The organism is Achromobacter sp. 1011811831 (genome assembly GCF_059760905.1).
Window position 1 is genome coordinate 95,045 of sequence record NZ_JCBANG010000002.1, and the last position, 19,618, is coordinate 114,662.

Consider the following 19,618-nt stretch of genomic DNA (forward strand, 5'->3'; position numbering starts at 1 on the left):
GTGATGAAAAAGAAGACAGTTAATAATGGTCCACAAAATGGACCAAAGAATAATATCGAAGAACAAATCCACGGAGACGATGTGGCGGAAGTGTCGACCCAGGTGGGCGGAGCGCAGGCCATCGCGCGCGCCATGCAGGTGCTGCGCGGCGTGTCGCGCGCCCGTGGCGACGGCGCCGGCTTGTTGGCGCTGACGCGCGATACCGGCCTGAGCAAGCCCACCGTGCATCGCATCCTGGCCGCGCTCGCCGCCGAAGGCATGGTCGAGCAGGAGCCCGTCAGCCGGCGCTACTTCCTGGGACCGGAATGCCATGTGCTGGGCAATGTCGCCAGCGAGCGTTTCGGCATCAACCGCCTGGCGGCGCCGGTGGTGGCGCGGCTGGCGCATGAATGCGGTGATTCCGCCTTCTTTTCCATCCGGCGCGACGTGTTCGCCGTCTGCGTGCTGCGCGAGGACGGCGACTATCCGCTCAAGACCCACGTGCTGCTGCCGGGCGACCGTCATCCGCTGGGCGTGGGCGCGGGCAGCCTGGCGATCCTGGCCGCGCTGCCGGACGACGAGGTCGATGCCTGCCTGCAGGCCAACGCGGCGCTGATCGCGCGGCGCTATCCGCACTATTCGGTGCCGCTGATCCGCGCGCTGGTCGACGAGTCTCGCGGACGCGGCTACTCGTTGAACCAGGGGCTGGTGGTGCCCGGCTCCTGGGGCCTCGGCGTGCCGCTGCGCGACGAGCAGGGACAGGTGCTGGGCGCGCTCAGCATCGCCGCGGTGGAGTCGCGCATGGACGAAGAAAGGCAGTTCCAGTTGGCCAAGCTGTTGTCGCGCGAGGCCCAACGCCTGCTGGCGCAGGCCAGTCCCGGGGGGAGGGAGGCGCGCGCGCGCCCGCCTGTCCCCAAGCCCAAGTCCTGATTCCGCCGCCGGCGGGAACGGGGCTGCATCCTGAGGAGACAGCAATGAGCAAGCGTGCCGTGATTGCGGGATGGTCGCACATCCCCTTCGGCAAACTCGACGATCCGGACACCGAGAGCCTGATGGCCCGGGTGTCCGGCGCGGCCCTGGACCATGCCGGCTTCGCCGCCGAGGAAGTCGACGGCATCTACGTCGGCGTCATGAACAGCGGCTTCCAGAAACAGGACTTCCAGGGCGCGCTGGTGGCGCTGGCGCATCCCGCCCTGGCGCACGTGCCGGCGACGCGGCTGGAGAACGCCTGCGCCACCGGATCCGCGGCCCTGTACACGGCCATGGATTTCATCGAATCGGGCCGTGGGCGCGTCGCCCTGGTGGTCGGCGCCGAGAAGATGAGCGCGCGCCCGACGTCCGAGGTTGGCGATATCCTGCTCAACGCCAGCTACCGCAAGGAAGAGGCCGACATCGAGGGCGGCTTCGCGGGCGTGTTCGGCCGCATCGCCTCTGCCTATTTCGAGCGCCATGGCGACCAAGGCGAGGCCCTGGCCCGCATCGCGGCGAAGAACCACCGCAACGGCGTGGACAACCCCTATGCGCAGATCCGCAAGGACCTGGGCTTTGAATTCTGCAACGCCGTGAGCGAGCGCAATCCCTACGTGGCCGCGCCGCTGCGCCGCACGGACTGCTCGCTGATTTCCGATGGCGCGGCCGCGCTGGTGCTGGCCGATGCGGATTTGTTGCCGGACTTGCGGCGCGCCATCGCGTTCCGCGCGCGGCAGCACGTCAACGACATCCTGCCGCTCAGCCGCCGCGACCCCATCGCATTCGAGGGTGCAACGCGCGCGTGGCGCGCCGCGCTGGATCAGGCCGGGCTGGTGCTGGACGACCTGAGCCTGGTGGAAACGCACGACTGCTTCACCATCGCCGAACTGATCGAGTACGAGGCCATGGGCCTGACCCCGCGCGGGCAGGGCTACAAGGCGCTGCGCGAAGGCTGGGTGCAGAAGGATGGGCGCCTGCCGGTGAACCCGTCCGGCGGCCTCAAGGCCAAGGGGCATCCTGTGGGCGCCACGGGCGTGTCCATGCATGTGATGGCCTGCATGCAGCTGGCGGGCGAGGCCGCGGGCATGCAGATTCCCGGCGCGGCGCTGGCGGGCGTGTTCAACATGGGCGGCGCGGCCGTGGCCAACTACGTCAGCATCCTGGAGCGCGCCAAATGAGCGGACCTGCTGCACATATGCCGGAAGGCGGCGTTGCGCCGGCATCGCGCCGGGTGATGAACCTGGCCCATTTCCTGGTGCAGGCGGCGCGCCGGCATCCTGAGCGGCACGCGCTGATCTGCGGCGAGGCGACGCTCAGCTGGCGCGAGCTGGATGCCCGCAGCGCGGCGCTGGCCCGGGCGTTGGCCGCGCATGGCGTGGGCAAGGGCGACCGCGTGCTGGTGCATTCGCGCAATAGCTTTGAATTCGTCGAGACGCTCTTTGCCACGCTGCGCCTGGGCGCCGTCTGGGTGCCGACGAACTTCCGCATCGCGCCGGACGAGGCGGCCTATCTGGCGCAGGCATCTGGCGCCAAAGTGTTCCTGTGTCAGGGCGACTATGCCGACCACGCCGAGGCCGTGGCGCGGGCCATGCCGCAGCTGGCGCTGCTGGCAAGGCTGGGGCCGGAAGGCTTCGCCGCGCCCGAGGTCGCGGACCTGATCGCGGCGCAGCGGGGCGCCGCGCCGGCCTGCGTCGATGTGGAGCATGACGATCCCTGCTGGTTCTTCTTCACGTCCGGCACCACCGGGCGGCCGAAAGCGGCGGTGCTGACGCATGGGCAGATGGCCTTCGTGGTCACCAATCATCTGTGCGACCTCATGCCGGGCACGACCGAGCAGGACGTCAGCCTGGCCGTGGCGCCGCTGTCGCACGGCGCCGGCATCCATCTGCTGACCCAGGTGGCGCGCGCCGCCTGCACCGTGCTGCCGGCGTCCACGCGCTTCGACGCCGAGGAGATCTGGCAGCTGGTGGAGCGCCATCGGGTGAGCAATATGTTCACCGTGCCCACCATCGTCAAGATGCTGGTCGAGCATCCGGCCGTCGACGCCTGGGATCACTCCAGCCTGCGCTACGTTATCTATGCCGGCGCGCCCATGTACCGCGAAGACCAGAAGCGCGCGCTGGAAAAGCTGGGGCCGGTGCTGGTGCAGTACTTCGGCCTGGGCGAGGTCACCGGCAATATCACCGTGCTGCCGCCGGCCCTGCATGAGGCGGCGGACGCGCCCGGCGCGCGCCTGGGCACGTGCGGCATCGAGCGCACCGGCATGCAGGTCAGCATCCAGGACGACAGCGGCCGGCAGCTGGAGCCCGGCCAGCCGGGCGAGATCTGCGTCTGCGGTCCGGCGGTGTTCGCGGGCTACTACGCCAATCCGCAGGCCAACGAAAAGGCCTTCCGCGATGGCTGGTTCCGCACCGGGGACCTGGGCTACATGGATGCGGAGGGCTTCGTCTACATCACCGGCCGGCAATCCGATATGTACATCTCGGGCGGCTCGAACATCTATCCGCGCGAGGTCGAGGAAAAGGTGCTGACACACCCGGCCGTGGCCGAAAGCGCGGTGCTGGGCGTGCCCGATCCGACCTGGGGAGAGGCCGGCGTCATGGTCTGCGTGCTGCGGGCCGGGCACGACCTGAGCGAGGACGAGCTGCTGGCCTGGATGGCGCCGCGCATGGCGCGCTACAAGCTGCCGCGCCACATTTTTTTCTGGGACGAGTTGCCGCGCTCGGGCTACGGCAAGGTCACGAAGAAACTGGTGCGCGATGCGCTGTACGAGCGCGGCTGCCTGGACCGCGCGCCGGAGCTGGCGCGCTGATGCGTGGAAGTACGGACAAGGAATTACTACAGGCAAGGAAGTGCAGATAAAAAAAGCCCTCGCGGGCAAGGAGACGCAATCATGGAGACGACGCAGGAGGCAGTGCTGGTAACAGGAGGAGCGTCGGGCATCGGCCTGGCGGTGGTTCGGGGTCTGCTGGACGCCGGACGCAGGGTGCTGGCGGCCGACCTGTCGCAGGAGCGGCTGGACGGCATGGGCGATATCGCGCCGCCCGAGAAGTTGGCGCGCGTGCGCCTGGATGTGTCGGACGAAGCGCAGGTCGTGGATGCGCTGGCGCGGCAGGAGAGCGCTTTCGGACCGATAGGCGGGCTGGTCAACAGCGCCGGCATCGGCCAGGATCTGCCGTTCCTGGACACCGAGACCGCGGCGCTGCGCCGCATGCTGGAGGTGAACCTGGTGGGGTCCTTCGTCGTGGCACGCGAGGTCGCGCGCCGCATGCGCAAGCGCGGCCATGGCTCCATCGTCAACATCACTTCGGTGTCGGGCATACGCGGCAATGCCGGACGCGCGGCCTACGGCGCGTCCAAGGGCGGGGTGGTGACGCTGACGCGCGTGATGGCGGTCGAACTGGCTGAATACGGCATCCGCGTCAACGCGGTGGCGCCGGGGCCGATCGAAACGCCGCTGGTGGGGCAGATGCATACCGAGCAGGCGCGCGCCGCCTGGCGCCGGGTGGTGCCGCAGCATCGCTATGCCGCGCCCGAAGAGCTGAATGGGACCATCGGCTGGTTGCTCGACGAGTCCAAATCCAGCTATGTTACCGGGCAGGTCATCTGCGTGGACGGCGGCTTCACCGCGGCCGGCATGTTGCCCGCCATGCACTGAGTTTGTCATTGCCCAGGTTTCATTCATTGCGCCACAAGCGCACGGAGACCAGACCATGCGATACACCACCGTGGATCGTTCGTTGCGGGGAGTACAAGCGCCGCCCCGTCCCAGAACGCTGATACACCCGGGTGCCTTCAACCCGGTCCGCATACACAGCCGCTGCGCCGGACATGGCCGCCACGTGCGGCTGCTGCTCAGGCCGGGGGCTTCCCTGTTCGACGCCATGGTCGACACGCTGGCCGAGGCCGGCATCGCCAATGCGTCCATGACCATCCTGGGCGGGGGCTTCCGCCACCTGGACTATTGCACCGCGCCGCCCGATCCGCAGCACCGGATGGTGGTGGCCTATACCGCGCCCATCTCGGCCGGCGCGGCCTATCTCATTTTCGGCAACGCCACGCTGGGCAAGACCGATGCCGGCGCGCCGCTGGTGCATTGCCACGCGGCCTTCTGCGACGAGACGGGCGCGCCGCTGGGCGGACACATCGTGCCCCAGACCACCATCGTCGGCGAGCGGCCGGTGCCGGTGCTGGTGACGTCACTGGAAGGCTTCGAGCTGCGCGCCACTTATGACGCCGAAACCAATCTGCGGCTGTTGCAGCCCCAAGGGACGGGTGACCATGGACATGCCTGATGTCGAAAGCGGCAGCATGGGCCGCGTGGCCTACGCCCGCATCGGACCCAACGAAGACCTGGTGCAGGGCGTGGAAAAACTCTGCCTGGCCGAGGGCTTTCGCAACGCCTTCGTGCGCGGCGCGCTGGGCAGCCTGGTGGATGCCTGCCTGTACACCCGCGATGGCGGATACCGCCATGTGTCCGGGCCGGCGGTCGAGATCGTCAGTCTCGCCGGCGAGGTGCGGGCGCAGCCAGACGGCTCGTTGACGGCGTCGCTGTCGGGCGTGGTCGCCGATCCGCAGGGGCAGGTGCACGGCGGACCGTTCGTGCCGGGCGCCAATCCCATCTGCATGACCTTCGAGGTCACGCTGGAGGAATGGCTGCCGGCAGAGGATGCGGCGGCCTAGAACCAGTAACGCGCCGCGTAGATGATCGTCATCACGGCGCCCGTCACGATGACGAACAGGCGCACGGCCTGGGCGGGGAGCACGCGGATCAGGTAGCCGCCCAGGTATCCGCCCAGCAACGCGCCCGCCAGCATGCAGAGGGTGGCGGGCCAGTGGACCGATCCCTGCGCGATGAAGATGACGATGGCCGCCGCGGTGACGAAGGTGGCCAGCAGGTTCTTCAGTGACTTGATGGCGCGCAGGTTGCCGGGGTCGGTGATCGATATCACCGCGGTCAGGATGACGCCAAGCCCGGCGCCGAAGAAGCCTCCATACACCGATGCCAGCGCGATCGGCAGCACGCCGCGCGCGGCGCGCTCCTGCGCCTGTGCGCCGCGCCGGCGCGCGCTCCAGGCTTGTACTTGCGGCGCAAAGGCGAACAGCAGCGTGGCGAAGGCAATGAGCGCCGGCACGGGCAGGATGAAATAGGCCGGCGGGATCGCCAGCAGGACGAAGGCGCCCAGCGCGCCGCCCGCCGTCGTCGCCACGGACAGCAGCCAGAAGCGGCGATCGGGCGCGGGCAGGTTTTCGCGGTCGGCCAGCGCGGCCAGGATGTGGCCCGGCGATATCGCCACCGCGCTGGAGGCGTTGGCGATGACGGGCGGCAGTCCGGCCGCGACCATGGCGGGGAAGGTGATGAGCGTCGCGCCGCCCGCCAGCGCGTTGATGGCCCCGCCCAGTACGCCCGCGCCCGCCAGCAGCGCCGCCATGCTCCAGTCCATGCGTGACTCCTGTTCAAACAACGTATTGGTCCATCTAATGGACTTAAATATGTCATGTGAAATTTATTATTGCCTATTATCTGCGAGGGTATAGAATGCAATCAAACAAAATATAAATTAATGGTCCATAAAATGGACCTTATTAAAGAGACTCCGGCGACGCCTTTTAGTCGCCACCGCTGTATCGCTGTCACTCCCGGGACGGCGTTCGCGGCCCAATCTCTATCCGGCCTTCCGCGTTCGCGTCCTGATCACTGGCGCGCGGCTCGTACCCGAGCTGCCGCGTATTCATCCGCATGGCCTTACCGGCCGCCGTTGAATCAGGAGGGAATCGATGGATGTGAGTTTCATGGCGTTTTCCCGTTTGGCGTTCGGGCACTGGGAAGGACAGCCGCTCTATGCGCTGGCCGACCTGGGCATCCCGCAGCGCCTGGCCCAGGCGCGCAGCTGCGCCGATCTGGCCGCCGAGCTGGGATGTCCCGCCGAAGCCTTGGAGCGCTTGCTGGATTGCGCGGTGGCGCAGAAGCTGCTGGTTTGCGAGGCCGGCCGCTACGGCAACAGTGAACTGAGCGCGCGCTTCCTGACCGAGGACAGTCCCGAGTCGCTGCTCAGCTGGATCCGCATCATGGACCGCTGGAAGCGGCCCTGGGCACAGCTGGCCGAGGCGGTGCGGCAGGGGGCGGCGGTCGACAATCAGGCCAAGTGGCTGGGCGAGGATCCGCAGTTCATGCGCGACTTCATCCTGGGCATGCACCAATTCGCTGCGCGTTCCGGACCGCAATTCGCCGAGGCGCTGAAGGACCTGCCCGTGCGCCGGCTGATCGACGTGGGCGGCGGCGCGGGCACGTACTCGATCGCGCTGTGCGCCGCGCGTCCCGAGGCGCGGGCGGAGATCCTGGACCTGGCGCCGGTGGTGGACATCACGCGCGAGACGGCGCGCGCCGCCGGCCTGGCCGAGCGCGTCACGGCGCGGGTGGCGGACTACCGCCACGACGAGTTCGGCGCGGATGCCGACGCGCTGCTGTTCTCCAACGTGCTGCACCAGGAAAGCGCCGAGGTCTGCCGCTCGATGCTGGCGCGCGCGCTGCGGGCGCTGCGCGCCGGCGGCACGTTGCTGGTGCAGGGCTACTTCCTGTCGGAAGACCGGCGCGCGCCGCAGTTCACCACCCTGCACAACCTGTCGGCGCTGGCGCTGTGGGACGGCGGCCGCAGCTGGACCGTGGGCGATATGCAGGCGCTGATCGCCGCGGCCGGTTTCGAGCGGCAGGCCGTGCTGCGGCAGGAGAGCAGCGGCTTTTGCCTGCTGTCGGCCGCGAAGCTGTGACGCCGTTTCCATCCCCAAATCACGGAGCCAACATGTCCACGTTGACGCTGAACAATACCGAGTCCGAAGTGATCGCCTGGCTGAAGGAGAACCGCAATGCGACCGTCGAGGGCATCAAGGAAAAGAATCTGATCGAGGAGCGCATCCTGGACAGCATGCAGTTCCTGGATTTCATCATGTTCCTGGGCGAACTGACCGGGCGCGACGTGTCGGGCGCGATCACCGTGGACGACCTGAAGACGGTGGACGCGATCGTGCGCTTCGTCCACGCGCAGAGCTAGTCGGGAGCGTCATGCCATGGATATCGACTACGCCAGAATCGGCCGCCTCATGACGCTGTCCAAGGGGCGCACGCACGACCCCTACGAGCGTTTCACCTGGCCCGAGCGCATCCCCGAGGACCAGCCCTGGTGCAGCGAGGACCTGCTGACCACTTACGGCACGCCCTACCAGGACCAGCTGGACGCCGGCCAGCGGGTGCGCCTGAGCAAATGGGAGGCGGTCAATTTCTTCAGCCTCAATGTGCACGGCATCAAGGGCGTGCTGGGCTTCGTCAGCCGCTGCATCTACGAGCCGCGCTACGCCGACGTGTCGGAGTACCTGCACGTCTTCATGGGCGAAGAGAACTTCCACATGTGGTACTTCGCCAAGGCCTGCCTGGACTACGCGGGCAAGATCTATCCGGCGATCCAGCTGCAAGGACCGGAGCAGGCGGACAGCCCAGAGCTGGAGGACCTGTACATGTTCGCCAGTACGCTGATCTTCGAGGAGTTCGTCGACTACTACAACCACAAGGTCGGCACCACCGAAGGCATCACCGACATCCTCAAGCAGGTCAACTACGAGCACCACGTCGACGAATCGCGGCATGTCTCGTTCGGCCGCGAGATGGTGCCCAGGCTCTACCGGCTGGCGCTGGAACGCAGCGCCGACCCTGAAGCCACGCGCGCCGATGTAGACCGCATGGTGACCAGCATGTTCCGCTATTTCATCAGCCTGATGTACAACCCGGCCGTTTATGACGACGCGGATGTCCACGGACCGCTGGGCTTTCGCAACGGGCATGCGATGCGCAACGCGCTGCGCGCGCATCCGGCGCGCAAGGCCGTGCACGAGCAGTGGTTCAAGCGCAGCGCGGCCTTCTTTGGCAAGCAGGGCCTGGTCGCCGGCCTGGACCTGGCCGCGCTGTAGGAGGATGGCGATGGCAAGCGTCCTGAGCGGACCGGAGGTTCAAGCCCTGTTCGGCGCCCGCCTGCCCGTGCTGCAGGCGGGCATGGGCGGCGTGGCGCAGCCCGAGCTGGCCGCGGCGGTCTGCGAGGCCGGCGGGTTCGGCATGATCGGCCTGTACCGCCATGAAGAAGGCGAGATCCGCGAACTGCTGGCGCGGACCGCGACGCTCACGTCGGCGCGTTTCGGCGTGAACTTCGTGCCCTTCGTTCTGGATGCCGACCAACTGCTCGGTCGCCTGGCCTGCCTGGCCGACCGGCCGGAACGCCCGGTGGTGACCTTCTTCGGCCTGCCGGAGGCGCGCGTGCTGCGCAGCCTGCCCGCCGGCATGGACTATGGCGCGCAGGTCGGCACGCGCGATGATCTGGACGCCGCGTTCGATGCGGGGCTGCGCTTTGGCGTGTTGCAGACCGTGGAGGCGGGCGGTCACCACCTGGGCGCGCTGACGCGGACGCAGGCGCTGGATCAGGCGGCGCAGTTGCTGGCGGGCGGCCGGATGGTGTTCCTGAGCGGTGGCATCAGCAATGCCGCCGAGCTTCGGCTGGCGCTGGACGCCGGCTATGCCGGTGCCTTGTGCGGCACCGTGTTCGCCGCCACCGAGGAATCGGCGGCGCACGCGCGCTACAAGCAGGCGATCGTCGACGCCCGGCCGGACGACACCGTGGTCACCGACCGCTTCAGCATCGGCTGGCACACGCACCGCCACCGGGTCATCCGCAACCGCAGCTGTGACGGCGACCTGTCGGCCGGCGTCATTGGATTTGCCCACTATTTCGGAAAACGCTACCCCATCCTGCGCTACAGCGTCGCCGTGCCCACTGCCCAGACCGAAGGGCAGATCGAGGACATGGCGCTGTATTGCGGGACGTCCTGCAAGGACACGCACGCCGTCCGCACCGTGAGGCAGGTGCTGGCGGACCTGACGTCCTGAGCGCATCCACCCGAAGGAGATCGCATCGTGATTATCGAGAAGCAGTGGCACCAGGTGAAGAACGTCCTGCAGGCCAAGCTGGACAGCATATTCTCTGTCGCGCCGGACGCGACCACCGAATTCGACAGCCTGTTGGCCTTGGACGAGATCAACGCGCTTGGCTATGTGCGTAATTTCCCGCACCTGACCTGCGTCATGTGTTCGATCGAGCAAGGCGAACTGCTGGGCTTCGCGCGCGGCCAGCGCAAGCTCGATCCCGACTTCAAGCAGCTGAATGCGGACGTGGCCCTGTTGCCCGCCACTTGCTACAAGATCTACCTGGGCCTGAAGGGCCAGCAGCTGGACGGCGCGCGGGTGGAGTCCTGCATCGCGCGCTGCTTCCGCCATGAGGACAAGGCGCTGGACAGCTACCGCGCTTTCAACTTCACCATGAAGGAATACGTGTACCTGGGCACGGCCGAGGGCGCACAGGCGCATCTGGAGGCCGGCTACGACCGCGTGTTCTCGCTGTTCGCGCAGCTGGGCATCCGCGCCGATTGCGAGGAAGCCAACGATCCCTTCTTCGATTCCGGCAGCCCGGTGGCCCGGCTGTCTGCGTTGACGCCCACTAAGCGCGAGCTGGTGTTCGACGGACATGCCGTGTCTTCGCTGAACTATCACCGCAACTATTTCGGCGAGAAGTTCGAGATCCGCCTGAACGGCGAATTCGCGCATACGAGCTGCGTGGCCTTCGGGCTGGAGCGCTGGATCTCCATGCTGAAGGATCATTTCGGCGATGCGCGCCGCGCGCTGGCCGCGTTGGAACAGGCTTAGGGGCGAGCCATGACGCAGGCGCAGGCCTTGTTTCGCGCGGGGCAGCAGTTCGAGAAGACCTGGGAGGTGGACGCGGCCGCCTTGTCCTTGAACTACGGCGGCGATATGGATGTGCTGGCCACGCCGGTCATCGTCTATTGGATCGAGTCCTATGCGACCGAGTGCATACGCCGAGCGGGCGACGGCAGTTGCCGTTCGGTCGGCCAGGCCGTGAGTGTCAAGCACGTCGCGCCCGCGCATCCGGGCAGCGCCGTGCGCCTGACGCTCACGGTGCAGGCCATGTTCGGCAACGCGCTGCGTTTCGATGCCCGCGCGGTGGCGGCGCGGGACGGCAGCCTGATCGCCACCGGCACCCATGACCGCGCCCTCATCGGGACTTGATCTCACCGTGGTGCTCGGCGCCAGGCCGGCGCAGGCGCCGGCCCGCACGCGCCTGGGCAAGCCCTATCTGCCCGGCACGGCCGGGTTCGGCCTGAGCGACAGCGGCGGCGTGCAGGCCGCGCTGTACGCCAACCGCAAGTACGTGGGCATCGATATCGAACGGCTCGACCGGCCGGATCTGGCGGCGCGGCGGCTCAGGCTGGGCGCCTGGGTGGCGCGGCGGGACCATGTGCCGGTGGAGTTCCTGGCGGGCTGGGTCGCGCGCGAGGCTTGCGCCAAGTGCGTGGGGCTGGGCTTGCTGCATGCCCTGCCGCGCATGGCGATCGCCTGGACGCGGCAGGTCGCCGAAGGAGGAGGGGCCGTGGACATCGGGCTGGACTTCGCCGGCCGGGGCTTCGTGGCGCGCTGCGCCCGGCTGGACGGCCTGATGCTGGGGCTGTGCTATCGCGAGGACTACGGTCCGCCGAGAATCGTGCTGCTGCGCGGATAGGCGGCGGCCGTGCTCATGTGGCGGCAAGCAGCAGGCGTGTCGAGTGCTGCGCGGGCGGGGACAGGGCCTCGTTGCGGAAGACCGACATGGATTCGCGCAGCGCGTGCGCCTGGTCCGACATGCTGCGCGTGGCCTCGGCGGCCTGTTCCACCAGCGCCGCGTTCTGCTGCGTGACGCCATCCATCTGCGAGATCGCGACGTTGATCTGGTCGATGCCCGTGCTTTGCTCGCGCGAGGCCGACGCGATTTCTCCCATGATGTCCGCGACATGACGCACCGAGGCCAGGACTTCCTCCATGGTGTCGCCGGTGCCGGCGGCCAGCTCGGATCCCGTCGTCACATGCTGGCTGGATGTTTCGATCAAGGCCTTGATCTCCCTGGCCGCCGTGGCGCTGCGCTGCGCCAGCGTGCGCACCTCCGCCGCCACGACCGCGAAGCCGCGGCCCTGTTCGCCCGCCCTCGCGGCTTCCACCGCCGCGTTCAGCGCCAGGATATTGGTCTGGAAGGAAATGCCCTCGATGACCGAAATGATTTCATGGACCTTGGCGGAACTGGCCGCAATGTCCTGCATGGTGGCGATCATGCGCCGCATGGCCTGGCCGCCGGCCTCGGCCGTCTGCGAGGCGGCCAGCGCCATCGCGCTGCCCTGCTGCGCGCTTTCGGTGTTCTGTTTCACGGCGGATGTCAGCTGTTCCATGCTGGCGGCGGTCTGCTCCAGCGATGCGGCCTGCTCTTCGGTGCGGCCCGAGAGATCGGCATTGCCGCTCGCGAGCTGGGACGACGCGGTGGAAATGGCGTCGGCGGCGGTCTGTATGCGGGACACGGTCGCGCTCAGTTGCACGCGCATGGTCTCCAGCGAGGCGATCAGGCTGTTCGCGTCGCCGGCGGTGGGACGCAGGCTTAGCGTCAGATTGCCATTGGCGATCTCGCGCGCCATTTCCTGGGCCTGCCGCGGCTCGCCGCCAAGCTGGCGCAGCACGCTGCGCGTGATCAGCCATGCCGCCAGTCCGCCCAGGGCCAGCGCCAGCACGGTCGCGACCAGGGTCGCCGTCTGCAGCGTGGCCGAGGCTCGCAGCGCCTCGTCGGCCGCCTCGTCGCTCAGGCGCGTTTCCAGCGCGGTCAGCGCGGCCAGCTCCTTGAGCCATGACGCCTGTGGCGCGCGGGCCTCCTGGACCAGCACGACGATGGCGCCCGCGGGGTCGCCGGCCAGTCCCAGGCTGGCGGCCTTGTCGATCAGCGGCATGGCCTTGAGCTCATCGCGCTTGACCGCTTGAAGCAGCGCCAGCTCCTCAGGCTGCGTGGTGGGATTGGACGTGAGCATCCGTTCCAGCTTGGCGTAGTCCTCGCGGTAGATCTGCTCCTGTGTCTTCAACCGCTGCGCCTCGAAATCTATGGCCTTGGGATCGCGCAGCAGCGCGATGTTGCGCACGGCGACCGCGCGGTCCGTCACGGCGGCGCGCATCTCGGCCGCCAGCCTGGCCTGCTCGTTGTTGACCTCGACGATGTCGATCATGCCGTCGCGCAGGATGCGCGTGTTGTGGGACTCGAGCAGGGCGATGGCGCACAGCAGCGCCAGCAGCATGCCGAAGCCGCCGAACAGGCGGGTGGATACCTTCAGGTTTTTCATCGTTTTCTCCGGGGCGGACGCGAGCCGCCGTCATGAGAGATAACGACAGGAGAGCCGGTGCAGTTGAGGGCTGAAGAGCTGAGACTAGTCTGATATTGAGGGCAGTCCTAGGCACTCAGGATGCGGCGAATCGGACGGGGCGCGGGGGGATGCCGGCATGCGGAAGGGGCCGCCTTGCGCGGCCCTTCAGGTTCAGACGGTCTGGGCGTGAGCCTTGGCGTGCTGTTCGAGTTGCAGCTTGAGATCGGGCGGCAGCTTCAGCTGGCGCGCGAGCTCGTCCAGGTAAGCACGCTCCATGAAGCTCTCTTCGTCGACCACCAGCAGGCTGGCCAGGTACATCTCGGCGGCCATTTCGGGCGTGGCGGCGGCCTGGGCGATGGCCGCGGGATCCAGCGGGCGCGCCAGTTCGGCTTCGAGCCAGCCGCGGTCGCGGGCATCGGAAGAGAGCTTGGCGAGTTCGGTTTCGAGCAGGCCGCGTTCTTCGGGGCCGATATGGCCGTCGGCCTTGGCGGCGCCGATCATCGCGGTCAGCACGGCGCTGCTGTGTTGTTCGGCTTGGGGCGCGGGCAGGCGGTCCAGTGTCTGCGGCGGCGTCGCGGCGGCTTCGGCGCCCTGCTTGCGCTGCCAGTCGCCATAGGCGCGGTAGGCCAGGGCGCCCAGCGCGGCCATGCCGCCGTACATGGCGACCTTGCCGCCGATCTTGCGGGCCTTCTTGCTGCCCAGCAGCAGCCCCAGGGCGCCCGCGCCCAGCGCGCCGCCGCCCAGGCCGGTCAGGAAGGACGACCCCTTGCCCCCGGTGGCGTTCTGGACGCGCGAGCCGGCGTCGGAAAGCAGTCCCTGGCCGGACTGCAGCAGTTGATCGAGTAATTGTCTGGCGCTCATGCGGCCCCCTTCGTAGGCAGGAGAACTTGCGGAATCTGATCCGACCGGCGCGAGGCAAGGAAGTTCAGCTTGCAGTCAGTAACATGGCGCGTCGCCGGTTGCCCGGAAAGGTAGTGCTACAACGTGGCAAGGGCCGGCCCAGTCGCGCCGGCCGACTTCAGGAGATGTGTCCATGACGATCCGCGTGCGCCAGAATGCGCCCCAGACCCTGCAATTCACCGCCACGGCCGAAGGCCATGAACTGCCGCTGGCCATGCCGCAGCCGCAAGGCGAGGGCCCCGACCCGCACGATTATTTCGATACCGCGCTGGGCGGCTGCAAGGCGCTGACGCTGATGGTGTACGCGCAGCGCAAGGGGTTGCCGCTGGAATCGGTGGGCGTGGACGTGGTGCGCGATGCCAGCGAGGAGCGCAAGGGGGTCTACCGCCTGACCGCCAAGCTGACGCTGCATGGCGAGCTGACGGATGCCCAGATCGACGAACTGCTGGCGGTGGCGGAAAAGTGCCCGATCCACAAGCTGATGACGGCGGTGGATGTGCAAGTGTCGACGCTGGTGGTGCGGCCGGAATAGAGGGACAAGGATAGTCGGGACAGGGGCTGGGAACGGAATGGCGGGAATCCGCACTCAGCCGGTTTCCGGCTCGATGATTCCAGCCCATGTTCAACTCGATATCGTGGTCCGGCAGCAATCCGACGTACCGATCGCCAGATTCCCCGGTCGAGGGGGGCGGGGCGCGCGGCCAGCCCGAGCGGGCGGGGTCCATTGGGTCGCGGTCGCGGGCCTTTGCCTTCGTTGCCAAGGCCGGCTCCGCACCGCGCGTGATGCGCGCGCAGGTGAGGCAGACGGTGCGCCTCTTGAAATCCTCGCTTGCGATGCCGCCTCGCGCCGATCGGCTGCGCATGGCATCGCACCGGGAGCTGGTCGCGGAATGCCGGCGGCTGTTCCGCGCGTCGAGGCAGGACTACGGGGCGCCCATCGCGGGCCAGGTGGCGCGCATCGGCGCTTGCCTGGAGCGTCTTTGCGCACTGCAGGGCGACGCTTCCACCGTGACGCGGACAGCGCTGATGCGCGGCGTCGTTGCGCGCGCCCTGGGCTCCAGGAACGTGGGCCAGCTCCTGCGTAGCGGCCGCGGGCTGGGTGAACACAGGACGCTCACGAGCGCGGAAGAGGATTTCAAGCGCGGCCAGCTCAAGGATGCGAAGGTGCCGGAAGCCGTGCGCCAGCGCATCGCCCAAAGCCTGGAGCGCAGGATGGGCGGGGATAGCCCGATGCTGCGCCTGATCCGGGAATCGGTGGCGCTCCATGCCGCCGAACAGGTCGGGGCGCTGCCGACCGATCAGCTCAAAGCCCTGAACAAGACGCTGGTAGAGGAAAACGATCAGTTGATACTGGCGGCCCGGCAGAGGAAATCAGGGGCCGCCGACGGCGGCCAGGGCTGAATACCCCTGGCGCTGCCTGAAGGAAATGCTCAGTCTTCCATGCCCGGGACGACGGTCGAGAAGCCGGCGTCCACATGGGTGATCTCGCCGGTCACGCCGGCGGCCAGGTCCGACAGCAGGAAGGCGGCGACGTTGCCCACGTCATCGATGGTGACGTTGCGGCGCAGCGGCGCCTGGGCCTCGACGAACTTCAGGATGGCCGAGAAGTCCTTGATGCCGCTGGCGGCCAGGGTCTTGATCGGGCCGGCCGAGATGCCGTTGGCGCGGATGCCGCGCGGGCCCAGGGCGGTGGCCAGGTAGCGCACGCTGGCTTCGAGCGAGGCCTTGGCCAGGCCCATGGTGTTGTAGTTGGGAACCACGCGCTCGGCGCCCAGGTAGGTCAGCGTCAGGACCGAACCGTTGCGGCCCTGCATCAGCGGCAGGGCGGCCTTGGCCATGGCGGGGAAGCTGTAGGCCGAAATGTCGTGCGCCACGCGGAAGGCTTCGCGCGACAGGCCGTCCAGGAAGTCGCCGGCGATGGCTTCGCGCGGGGCGAAACCGATGGAGTGCACCAGGCCGTCCAGGCCGTCCCAATGGGCGCCCAGTTCGGCGAAGGTCGCCTCGATCTGGCTGTCCTCGGCCACGTCGCAGGGCAGCACGATCTTGCTGCCGAACTCCGCCGCGAACTCCGCCACGCGTTCCTTGAAACGGTCGCCCACATAGGTGAAGGCGAGCTCGGCGCCCTGCTGATGACAGGCGCGCGCGATGCCGTAGGCGATGGAACGGTTCGAGAGCACCCCGGTGACCAGAATGCGTTTGCCGGCGAGAAAGCCCATATTCAATCCTTTGATTTTGTCCTTCCGAAGGCCGCCATTTTAGTGGCACGCCTCACGCCCAGCCAGCCACGCCAAACCGGGGCCACGTAAGCGCCGAACCGCACCAACCCGGGGCCGCGCCAGACCAGGGCCGCGCGGAGCCGGCTTTGCCGGTCCGCAGCGGCGCCCCCTGGAGGGGGGAGCGCGCAGCGCTCGGGGGTGGGCTCCCCTACCCCCGGGCGTTGGTGCCCGGCACGCGCAGCTGGCCGCCCACCTTCAGGGCGTTGCCCTTCAGGTTGTTGAGCGCGCGCAGCGCGTCGACCGTGGTGCCGTACTGCTTGGCCAGCGAGAACAGGGTGTCGCCCTGGCGGATCTTGTGGGTGCGGACGTTGGGGCGGGCGCTGGAGACGCGCGCCGGAGGCGTCGGCGTCGCGCGGCCATGTGGCGCGGCCTTGCTGCTGCTTGCCGGCGCGGAATCGAGCGCGCCGACGGCGGGGGCCAGCGAGGCCACCTGGATGCCGCCGGGGCCGGGGTCGCCCGGCACCAGCATGGACTGGCCGGCCGCGACCTTCTGGCGCGAGCCGATGTCATTGGTTTCGCGCAGCTTGGCCTCGCTGACGCCAAAGCGCTTGGCGATGGATGCGTAGGATTCGCCGCGGCGCGAGTGGTAGACCTTCCAGGCGCTCAGGTCGCCCTTGTAGTTGGTCAGGTTGGCGTTGAAGATCTCGACGCGGTCGGCCGGCAGCAGCAGGGTGGGCGCGTGGTCGCCGCGGATGACCGGGCGGTTGAAGGAGGGATTGAGCGCCTTGAACTCGTCCAGCGGCATCTCGGCCAGCTTGGCGGCGATTTCCAGGTCGATGTCGCTGTTCTTGCGCACCGTGACGAAGTAGGGCGTGTTGCCGACCGGCGGCAGCGCCACCGCGTAGCGCTGCGGGTCGGCGATGATGTTCTTGATGGCCTGCAGCTTGGGGACGTAGTTGCGGGTCTCGTCCGGCATGGATAGGGACAGGTAGTCGGTGGGCTGGCCGGCGGCCTCGTTCTTGGCCATGGCGCGCTGCACCGAGCCTTCGCCCCAGTTGTACGAGGCCAGGGCCAGGTACCAGTCGCCCTGCATTTCGAACAGCTTTTCCAGGTAGTCCAGCGCCGCGTTGGTCGAGGCGATGGGATCGCGGCGCTCGTCGCGCCACCAGTCCTGCTTCAGGTTGAAGTGCTGGCCCGTGGCCGGCACGAACTGCCACAGGCCGGAGGCCTGGGCGCGCGACAGGGCGGTGGGGTTGTAGGCGCTTTCGACGAAGGGCAGCAGCGCCAGCTCGGTCGGCAGGCCGCGGCGGTTGATCTCGTCGACGATGAAATACAGGTACTTGCCGGCGCGCTCGGCCATGCGCTGAACCGATTCGGGGTGGGACGCGTAATAGTCCGTCCACTGCTGCGACAGCTCGGTGTTCAGGTTGGGGATGGCGAAGCCGCGGCGGATGCGGTCCCAGGCGTCCGAGGGCGGATTGGTCAGGTCGACCGTGCGGGACGTGTCGCGGGCGATGTAGCGCCCTTGGGAGTTGGTGGTGAGGTTCTTGCTGTCGTGGGATTTGGTTCCTGCGCAACCGGCGAGGACTGCCAGCATCAGTGGCAGAAGGAGTCGGGATAGATTCATCGGGCGGTCACTTGAAATCGTTCTTCCATTCACGAAGGGAGGCAAAAACCTCTACCGGCGTAGGGTGGCCGTGTCCGGCCCAGCTTGCTGCGGCACGCACGACATCGACTTGCTGGGTGCGCAGGAAAGGATTGACCTCGCGTTCCTGGCCAATGGTGGAAGGAAGCGTGGGAAGACCTGCCGCGCGGAGATGCTGGGCCCGCTGATAGCACTGTTGAAGGCTGCGGTTGGCCGGATCTACTGCCAAGGCCCAGCGCAAGTTCGCTAGAGTGTACTCGTGCGCACAGAAAACCTGTGTATCTGGCGGTAAAACGGAAAATTTTTCCAAGGAATCAAGCATTTGCGCAGGAGTTCCCTCGAACAGGCGGCCGCAGCCCCCCGCGAACAGAGTGTCGCCACAGAATAGGACGGGTCCTATTCCCGCCGCGCGGCCGGTGTAGGCAATATGTCCGGCGGTATGGCCGGGCACGTCCAGCACGCACAGGTCCAGGTCCAGCTCGGGCAGCGTCACCCGGTCGCCTTCGGCCAGCGGCACGTCGCAGCGCGGCAGGCGTTCGCGGGCGGGGCCGTATACGGTCAGGTCCGCGTTGCGGGACAATTCCAGCACGCCGTCGACATGGTCGCCATGGTGGTGCGTGAGTAGAATGGCGCGCAGCGTCAGGCCCTGCTGCTCCAGGAAGCGCTGCACCGGGCCGGCCTCGCCGGGGTCGACCACGGCGGCCTGGCCGCCGCGGACGATGGCCCATATATAGTTGTCGTTGAAGGCGGGTAGCGGCAAGACCGCGGCAGTAGGCTCGCGGCCGCCTGCGGGGGCGGTCTGGGCTTGCATGGGATAGAAGGATAGCGAACGTGGCAGAAGAGACTCCGCCGATTGTAGAACTGGCCGAATGGTTCCAGACGCCGCCGGGGCAATATGTCCTGGCCTGGGAGCGCGCGCAGTTCGACGCGGCCGTGGCGGACGTGTTCGGCTACTACGCCTGGCAGGTGGGGCTGGCCGACTGGAACCTGCTGCGGGCGAACCGCATGCCCTTCAAGGGTTGCGTGGGCACCGAGGCGCCAGCGCCCGAGCATGCCGAGTCCTGGCAATCCCGCGTGGTGCTGGCCCAGCCCGAGGCGCTGCCGTTCGAATCGCAGAGCGTGGACCTGCTGGTGCTGCCCCATGCCTTTGAATGCACCGCCGAGCCGCACAATGTGCTGCGCGAGGTCGAGCGGGTCCTGGTGCCCGAGGGCCGCGTGGTGATTTCCGGTTTCAACCCCTGGAGCATGTGGGGCGCGCGCACGCGCATGCCCGGCATGGAACCCTGGCTGCCGCAGCCGCCGTCGTCTCAGGTGTCGCTGCCTCGGCTCAAGGACTGGTTCAAGCTGCTGTCGCTGGAGGTCAAGCAAAGCCATTTCGGCTGCTACGCACCGGCCTGCCGCAGCGAGAAATGGCTGCGTCGCTGGGGCTTCCTGGAGTCGGCCGGGGCGCGCTGGTGGAGCCTGGGCGGCGCCGTGTATCTGGTGTCGGCCGTCAAGCGGGTGCCCGGGATGCGTATCATTGGGCCTGCCTGGAAAACCCGCCGCAAGCGCGCCCGCGCCGCTTCCGTGGTGGTCAACCGCCAGGCCGACCAAGACTGGCCGCGCTCCTGAGCCGGCCGCTTTCGCGTATCGCATCAACAGGAACTCCAGC

At 67.9% G+C, this 19,618-nt stretch carries 22 protein-coding genes; 16 read left to right on the top strand and 6 right to left on the bottom strand.

Translation table 11 applies throughout. The annotated features are described in order from the left end of the window. Window positions 1–81 precede the first annotated feature (81 nt). The 6 genes from AC6LJ9_RS01350 (at window position 82) to AC6LJ9_RS01375 (ending at window position 5,631) form a co-directional block, all read left to right on the top strand. Window positions 82–909 carry an IclR family transcriptional regulator gene (locus tag AC6LJ9_RS01350; RefSeq protein WP_498146190.1) on the top strand — a complete coding sequence of 276 codons (828 nt, stop codon included), beginning with the start codon at window positions 82–84 and terminating at the stop codon, window positions 907–909. Window positions 910–953: 44 nt separating this feature from the next. After that, the gene (locus AC6LJ9_RS01355) at window positions 954–2,126 is read left to right on the top strand and encodes an acetyl-CoA acetyltransferase (RefSeq protein WP_498146191.1); all 1,173 of its coding nucleotides are present in this window, start codon (window positions 954–956) and stop codon (window positions 2,124–2,126) included. Further along, entirely contained in the window at window positions 2,123–3,760 is a 1,638-nt protein-coding gene (locus tag AC6LJ9_RS01360) for an acyl-CoA synthetase (RefSeq protein WP_498146192.1), read from the top strand. The genes AC6LJ9_RS01355 and AC6LJ9_RS01360 overlap by 4 nt, the downstream gene beginning before the upstream one ends. A gap of 81 nt (window positions 3,761–3,841) precedes the next feature. Next, a complete protein-coding gene (locus AC6LJ9_RS01365; protein WP_212312319.1) occupies window positions 3,842–4,606 on the top strand; it encodes an SDR family NAD(P)-dependent oxidoreductase in 765 nt (254 codons plus the stop codon). A gap of 55 nt (window positions 4,607–4,661) precedes the next feature. Next, window positions 4,662–5,243, top strand: a complete 582-nt coding sequence (locus AC6LJ9_RS01370; protein WP_249204753.1) for a PCC domain-containing protein — start codon at window positions 4,662–4,664, stop codon at window positions 5,241–5,243. Next, window positions 5,230–5,631, top strand: a complete 402-nt coding sequence (locus AC6LJ9_RS01375; protein WP_199770970.1) for a PPC domain-containing DNA-binding protein — start codon at window positions 5,230–5,232, stop codon at window positions 5,629–5,631. The genes AC6LJ9_RS01370 and AC6LJ9_RS01375 overlap by 14 nt, the downstream gene beginning before the upstream one ends. Here AC6LJ9_RS01375 and AC6LJ9_RS01380 read toward each other — a convergent pair. Further along, window positions 5,628–6,392: a sulfite exporter TauE/SafE family protein gene (locus AC6LJ9_RS01380; protein ID WP_212312321.1), complete on the bottom strand. Its 765-nt coding sequence runs from the start codon at window positions 6,390–6,392 to the stop codon at window positions 5,628–5,630. The two genes, AC6LJ9_RS01375 and AC6LJ9_RS01380, sit on opposite strands and share 4 nt — an antisense overlap. A gap of 349 nt (window positions 6,393–6,741) precedes the next feature. Here AC6LJ9_RS01380 and AC6LJ9_RS01385 point away from each other — a divergent pair, with 349 nt between their 5' ends. From AC6LJ9_RS01385 to AC6LJ9_RS01415, 7 genes are read left to right on the top strand one after another with little or no spacing between them, the layout of a single operon-like run. Further along, window positions 6,742–7,716 (top strand): methyltransferase, encoded by a 975-nt coding sequence (locus tag AC6LJ9_RS01385; protein ID WP_498146193.1) that lies wholly within the window; start codon window positions 6,742–6,744, stop codon window positions 7,714–7,716. Between the two features lie 32 nt (window positions 7,717–7,748). Continuing rightward, window positions 7,749–7,997 carry an acyl carrier protein gene (locus tag AC6LJ9_RS01390; protein WP_103272406.1) on the top strand — a complete coding sequence of 83 codons (249 nt, stop codon included), beginning with the start codon at window positions 7,749–7,751 and terminating at the stop codon, window positions 7,995–7,997. Window positions 7,998–8,013: 16 nt separating this feature from the next. Further along, entirely contained in the window at window positions 8,014–8,907 is an 894-nt protein-coding gene (locus AC6LJ9_RS01395; RefSeq protein WP_212312327.1) for a diiron oxygenase, read from the top strand. Window positions 8,908–8,917: 10 nt separating this feature from the next. After that, the gene (locus tag AC6LJ9_RS01400) at window positions 8,918–9,874 is read left to right on the top strand and encodes an NAD(P)H-dependent flavin oxidoreductase (RefSeq protein WP_498146194.1); all 957 of its coding nucleotides are present in this window, start codon (window positions 8,918–8,920) and stop codon (window positions 9,872–9,874) included. A gap of 27 nt (window positions 9,875–9,901) precedes the next feature. After that, complete coding sequence (locus AC6LJ9_RS01405; RefSeq protein WP_212312331.1) at window positions 9,902–10,687, top strand: class-II aminoacyl-tRNA synthetase family protein; 786 nt, start codon at window positions 9,902–9,904, stop codon at window positions 10,685–10,687. 9 nt (window positions 10,688–10,696) lie between these two features. Beyond that, window positions 10,697–11,068, top strand: a complete 372-nt coding sequence (locus AC6LJ9_RS01410; RefSeq protein WP_212312333.1) for a thioesterase family protein — start codon at window positions 10,697–10,699, stop codon at window positions 11,066–11,068. Next, the gene (locus AC6LJ9_RS01415; RefSeq protein WP_498146195.1) at window positions 11,043–11,558 is read left to right on the top strand and encodes a 4'-phosphopantetheinyl transferase family protein; all 516 of its coding nucleotides are present in this window, start codon (window positions 11,043–11,045) and stop codon (window positions 11,556–11,558) included. Before AC6LJ9_RS01410 ends, AC6LJ9_RS01415 begins: the two co-directional genes overlap by 26 nt. Window positions 11,559–11,571: 13 nt before the next feature. Here AC6LJ9_RS01415 and AC6LJ9_RS01420 read toward each other — a convergent pair whose 3' ends face one another. Next, complete coding sequence (locus AC6LJ9_RS01420; RefSeq protein ID WP_498146196.1) at window positions 11,572–13,185, bottom strand: methyl-accepting chemotaxis protein; 1,614 nt, start codon at window positions 13,183–13,185, stop codon at window positions 11,572–11,574. Between the two features lie 192 nt (window positions 13,186–13,377). Then, complete coding sequence (locus AC6LJ9_RS01425) at window positions 13,378–14,067, bottom strand: tellurite resistance TerB family protein (protein WP_498146197.1); 690 nt, start codon at window positions 14,065–14,067, stop codon at window positions 13,378–13,380. A gap of 172 nt (window positions 14,068–14,239) precedes the next feature. Between AC6LJ9_RS01425 and AC6LJ9_RS01430 the strand changes: the two genes are divergently transcribed. Continuing rightward, window positions 14,240–14,638 carry an OsmC family protein gene (locus AC6LJ9_RS01430; RefSeq protein WP_212312342.1) on the top strand — a complete coding sequence of 133 codons (399 nt, stop codon included), beginning with the start codon at window positions 14,240–14,242 and terminating at the stop codon, window positions 14,636–14,638. 86 nt (window positions 14,639–14,724) lie between these two features. Next, entirely contained in the window at window positions 14,725–15,507 is a 783-nt protein-coding gene (locus AC6LJ9_RS01435) for a hypothetical protein (RefSeq protein WP_498146198.1), read from the top strand. A gap of 29 nt (window positions 15,508–15,536) precedes the next feature. On the opposite strand, the gene fabI is transcribed toward AC6LJ9_RS01435, so the two are convergent. The 3 genes from fabI to gloB form a co-directional block, all read right to left on the bottom strand. Then, window positions 15,537–16,322, bottom strand: coding sequence for an enoyl-ACP reductase FabI (gene fabI, locus AC6LJ9_RS01440; protein WP_498146199.1), 786 nt, complete (start codon window positions 16,320–16,322; stop codon window positions 15,537–15,539). Between the two features lie 208 nt (window positions 16,323–16,530). Next, complete coding sequence (locus AC6LJ9_RS01445) at window positions 16,531–17,949, bottom strand: transglycosylase SLT domain-containing protein (RefSeq protein ID WP_103272417.1); 1,419 nt, start codon at window positions 17,947–17,949, stop codon at window positions 16,531–16,533. Between the two features lie 7 nt (window positions 17,950–17,956). Continuing rightward, window positions 17,957–18,778 carry a hydroxyacylglutathione hydrolase gene (gene gloB, locus AC6LJ9_RS01450; protein ID WP_498146200.1) on the bottom strand — a complete coding sequence of 274 codons (822 nt, stop codon included), beginning with the start codon at window positions 18,776–18,778 and terminating at the stop codon, window positions 17,957–17,959. A gap of 20 nt (window positions 18,779–18,798) precedes the next feature. On the opposite strand from gloB, the gene AC6LJ9_RS01455 reads away from it, so the two are divergent. Next, window positions 18,799–19,578, top strand: a complete 780-nt coding sequence (locus tag AC6LJ9_RS01455; RefSeq protein WP_498146201.1) for a class I SAM-dependent methyltransferase — start codon at window positions 18,799–18,801, stop codon at window positions 19,576–19,578. Window positions 19,579–19,618 lie beyond the last annotated feature (40 nt).

What these genes read in the sequence shown, in the direction of transcription:
- AC6LJ9_RS01355 (WP_498146191.1), top strand. Translation starts at nt 954, where the DNA reads ATGAGCAAGCGTGCCGTGATTGCGGGATGGTCGCACATCCCCTTCGGC.
- AC6LJ9_RS01360 (WP_498146192.1), top strand. Translation starts at nt 2,123, where the DNA reads ATGAGCGGACCTGCTGCACATATGCCGGAAGGCGGCGTTGCGCCGGCA.
- AC6LJ9_RS01365 (WP_212312319.1), top strand. Translation starts at nt 3,842, where the DNA reads ATGGAGACGACGCAGGAGGCAGTGCTGGTAACAGGAGGAGCGTCGGGC.
- AC6LJ9_RS01370 (WP_249204753.1), top strand. Translation starts at nt 4,662, where the DNA reads ATGCGATACACCACCGTGGATCGTTCGTTGCGGGGAGTACAAGCGCCG.
- AC6LJ9_RS01375 (WP_199770970.1), top strand. Translation starts at nt 5,230, where the DNA reads ATGGACATGCCTGATGTCGAAAGCGGCAGCATGGGCCGCGTGGCCTAC.
- AC6LJ9_RS01380 (WP_212312321.1), bottom strand. Translation starts at nt 6,392, where the DNA reads ATGGACTGGAGCATGGCGGCGCTGCTGGCGGGCGCGGGCGTACTGGGC.
- AC6LJ9_RS01385 (WP_498146193.1), top strand. Translation starts at nt 6,742, where the DNA reads ATGGCGTTTTCCCGTTTGGCGTTCGGGCACTGGGAAGGACAGCCGCTC.
- AC6LJ9_RS01390 (WP_103272406.1), top strand. Translation starts at nt 7,749, where the DNA reads ATGTCCACGTTGACGCTGAACAATACCGAGTCCGAAGTGATCGCCTGG.
- AC6LJ9_RS01395 (WP_212312327.1), top strand. Translation starts at nt 8,014, where the DNA reads ATGGATATCGACTACGCCAGAATCGGCCGCCTCATGACGCTGTCCAAG.
- AC6LJ9_RS01400 (WP_498146194.1), top strand. Translation starts at nt 8,918, where the DNA reads ATGGCAAGCGTCCTGAGCGGACCGGAGGTTCAAGCCCTGTTCGGCGCC.
- AC6LJ9_RS01410 (WP_212312333.1), top strand. Translation starts at nt 10,697, where the DNA reads ATGACGCAGGCGCAGGCCTTGTTTCGCGCGGGGCAGCAGTTCGAGAAG.
- AC6LJ9_RS01415 (WP_498146195.1), top strand. Translation starts at nt 11,043, where the DNA reads ATGACCGCGCCCTCATCGGGACTTGATCTCACCGTGGTGCTCGGCGCC.
- AC6LJ9_RS01420 (WP_498146196.1), bottom strand. Translation starts at nt 13,185, where the DNA reads ATGAAAAACCTGAAGGTATCCACCCGCCTGTTCGGCGGCTTCGGCATG.
- AC6LJ9_RS01425 (WP_498146197.1), bottom strand. Translation starts at nt 14,067, where the DNA reads ATGAGCGCCAGACAATTACTCGATCAACTGCTGCAGTCCGGCCAGGGA.
- AC6LJ9_RS01430 (WP_212312342.1), top strand. Translation starts at nt 14,240, where the DNA reads ATGACGATCCGCGTGCGCCAGAATGCGCCCCAGACCCTGCAATTCACC.
- AC6LJ9_RS01435 (WP_498146198.1), top strand. Translation starts at nt 14,725, where the DNA reads ATGTTCAACTCGATATCGTGGTCCGGCAGCAATCCGACGTACCGATCG.
- fabI (WP_498146199.1), bottom strand. Translation starts at nt 16,322, where the DNA reads ATGGGCTTTCTCGCCGGCAAACGCATTCTGGTCACCGGGGTGCTCTCG.
- AC6LJ9_RS01445 (WP_103272417.1), bottom strand. Translation starts at nt 17,949, where the DNA reads ATGAATCTATCCCGACTCCTTCTGCCACTGATGCTGGCAGTCCTCGCC.
- gloB (WP_498146200.1), bottom strand. Translation starts at nt 18,778, where the DNA reads ATGCAAGCCCAGACCGCCCCCGCAGGCGGCCGCGAGCCTACTGCCGCG.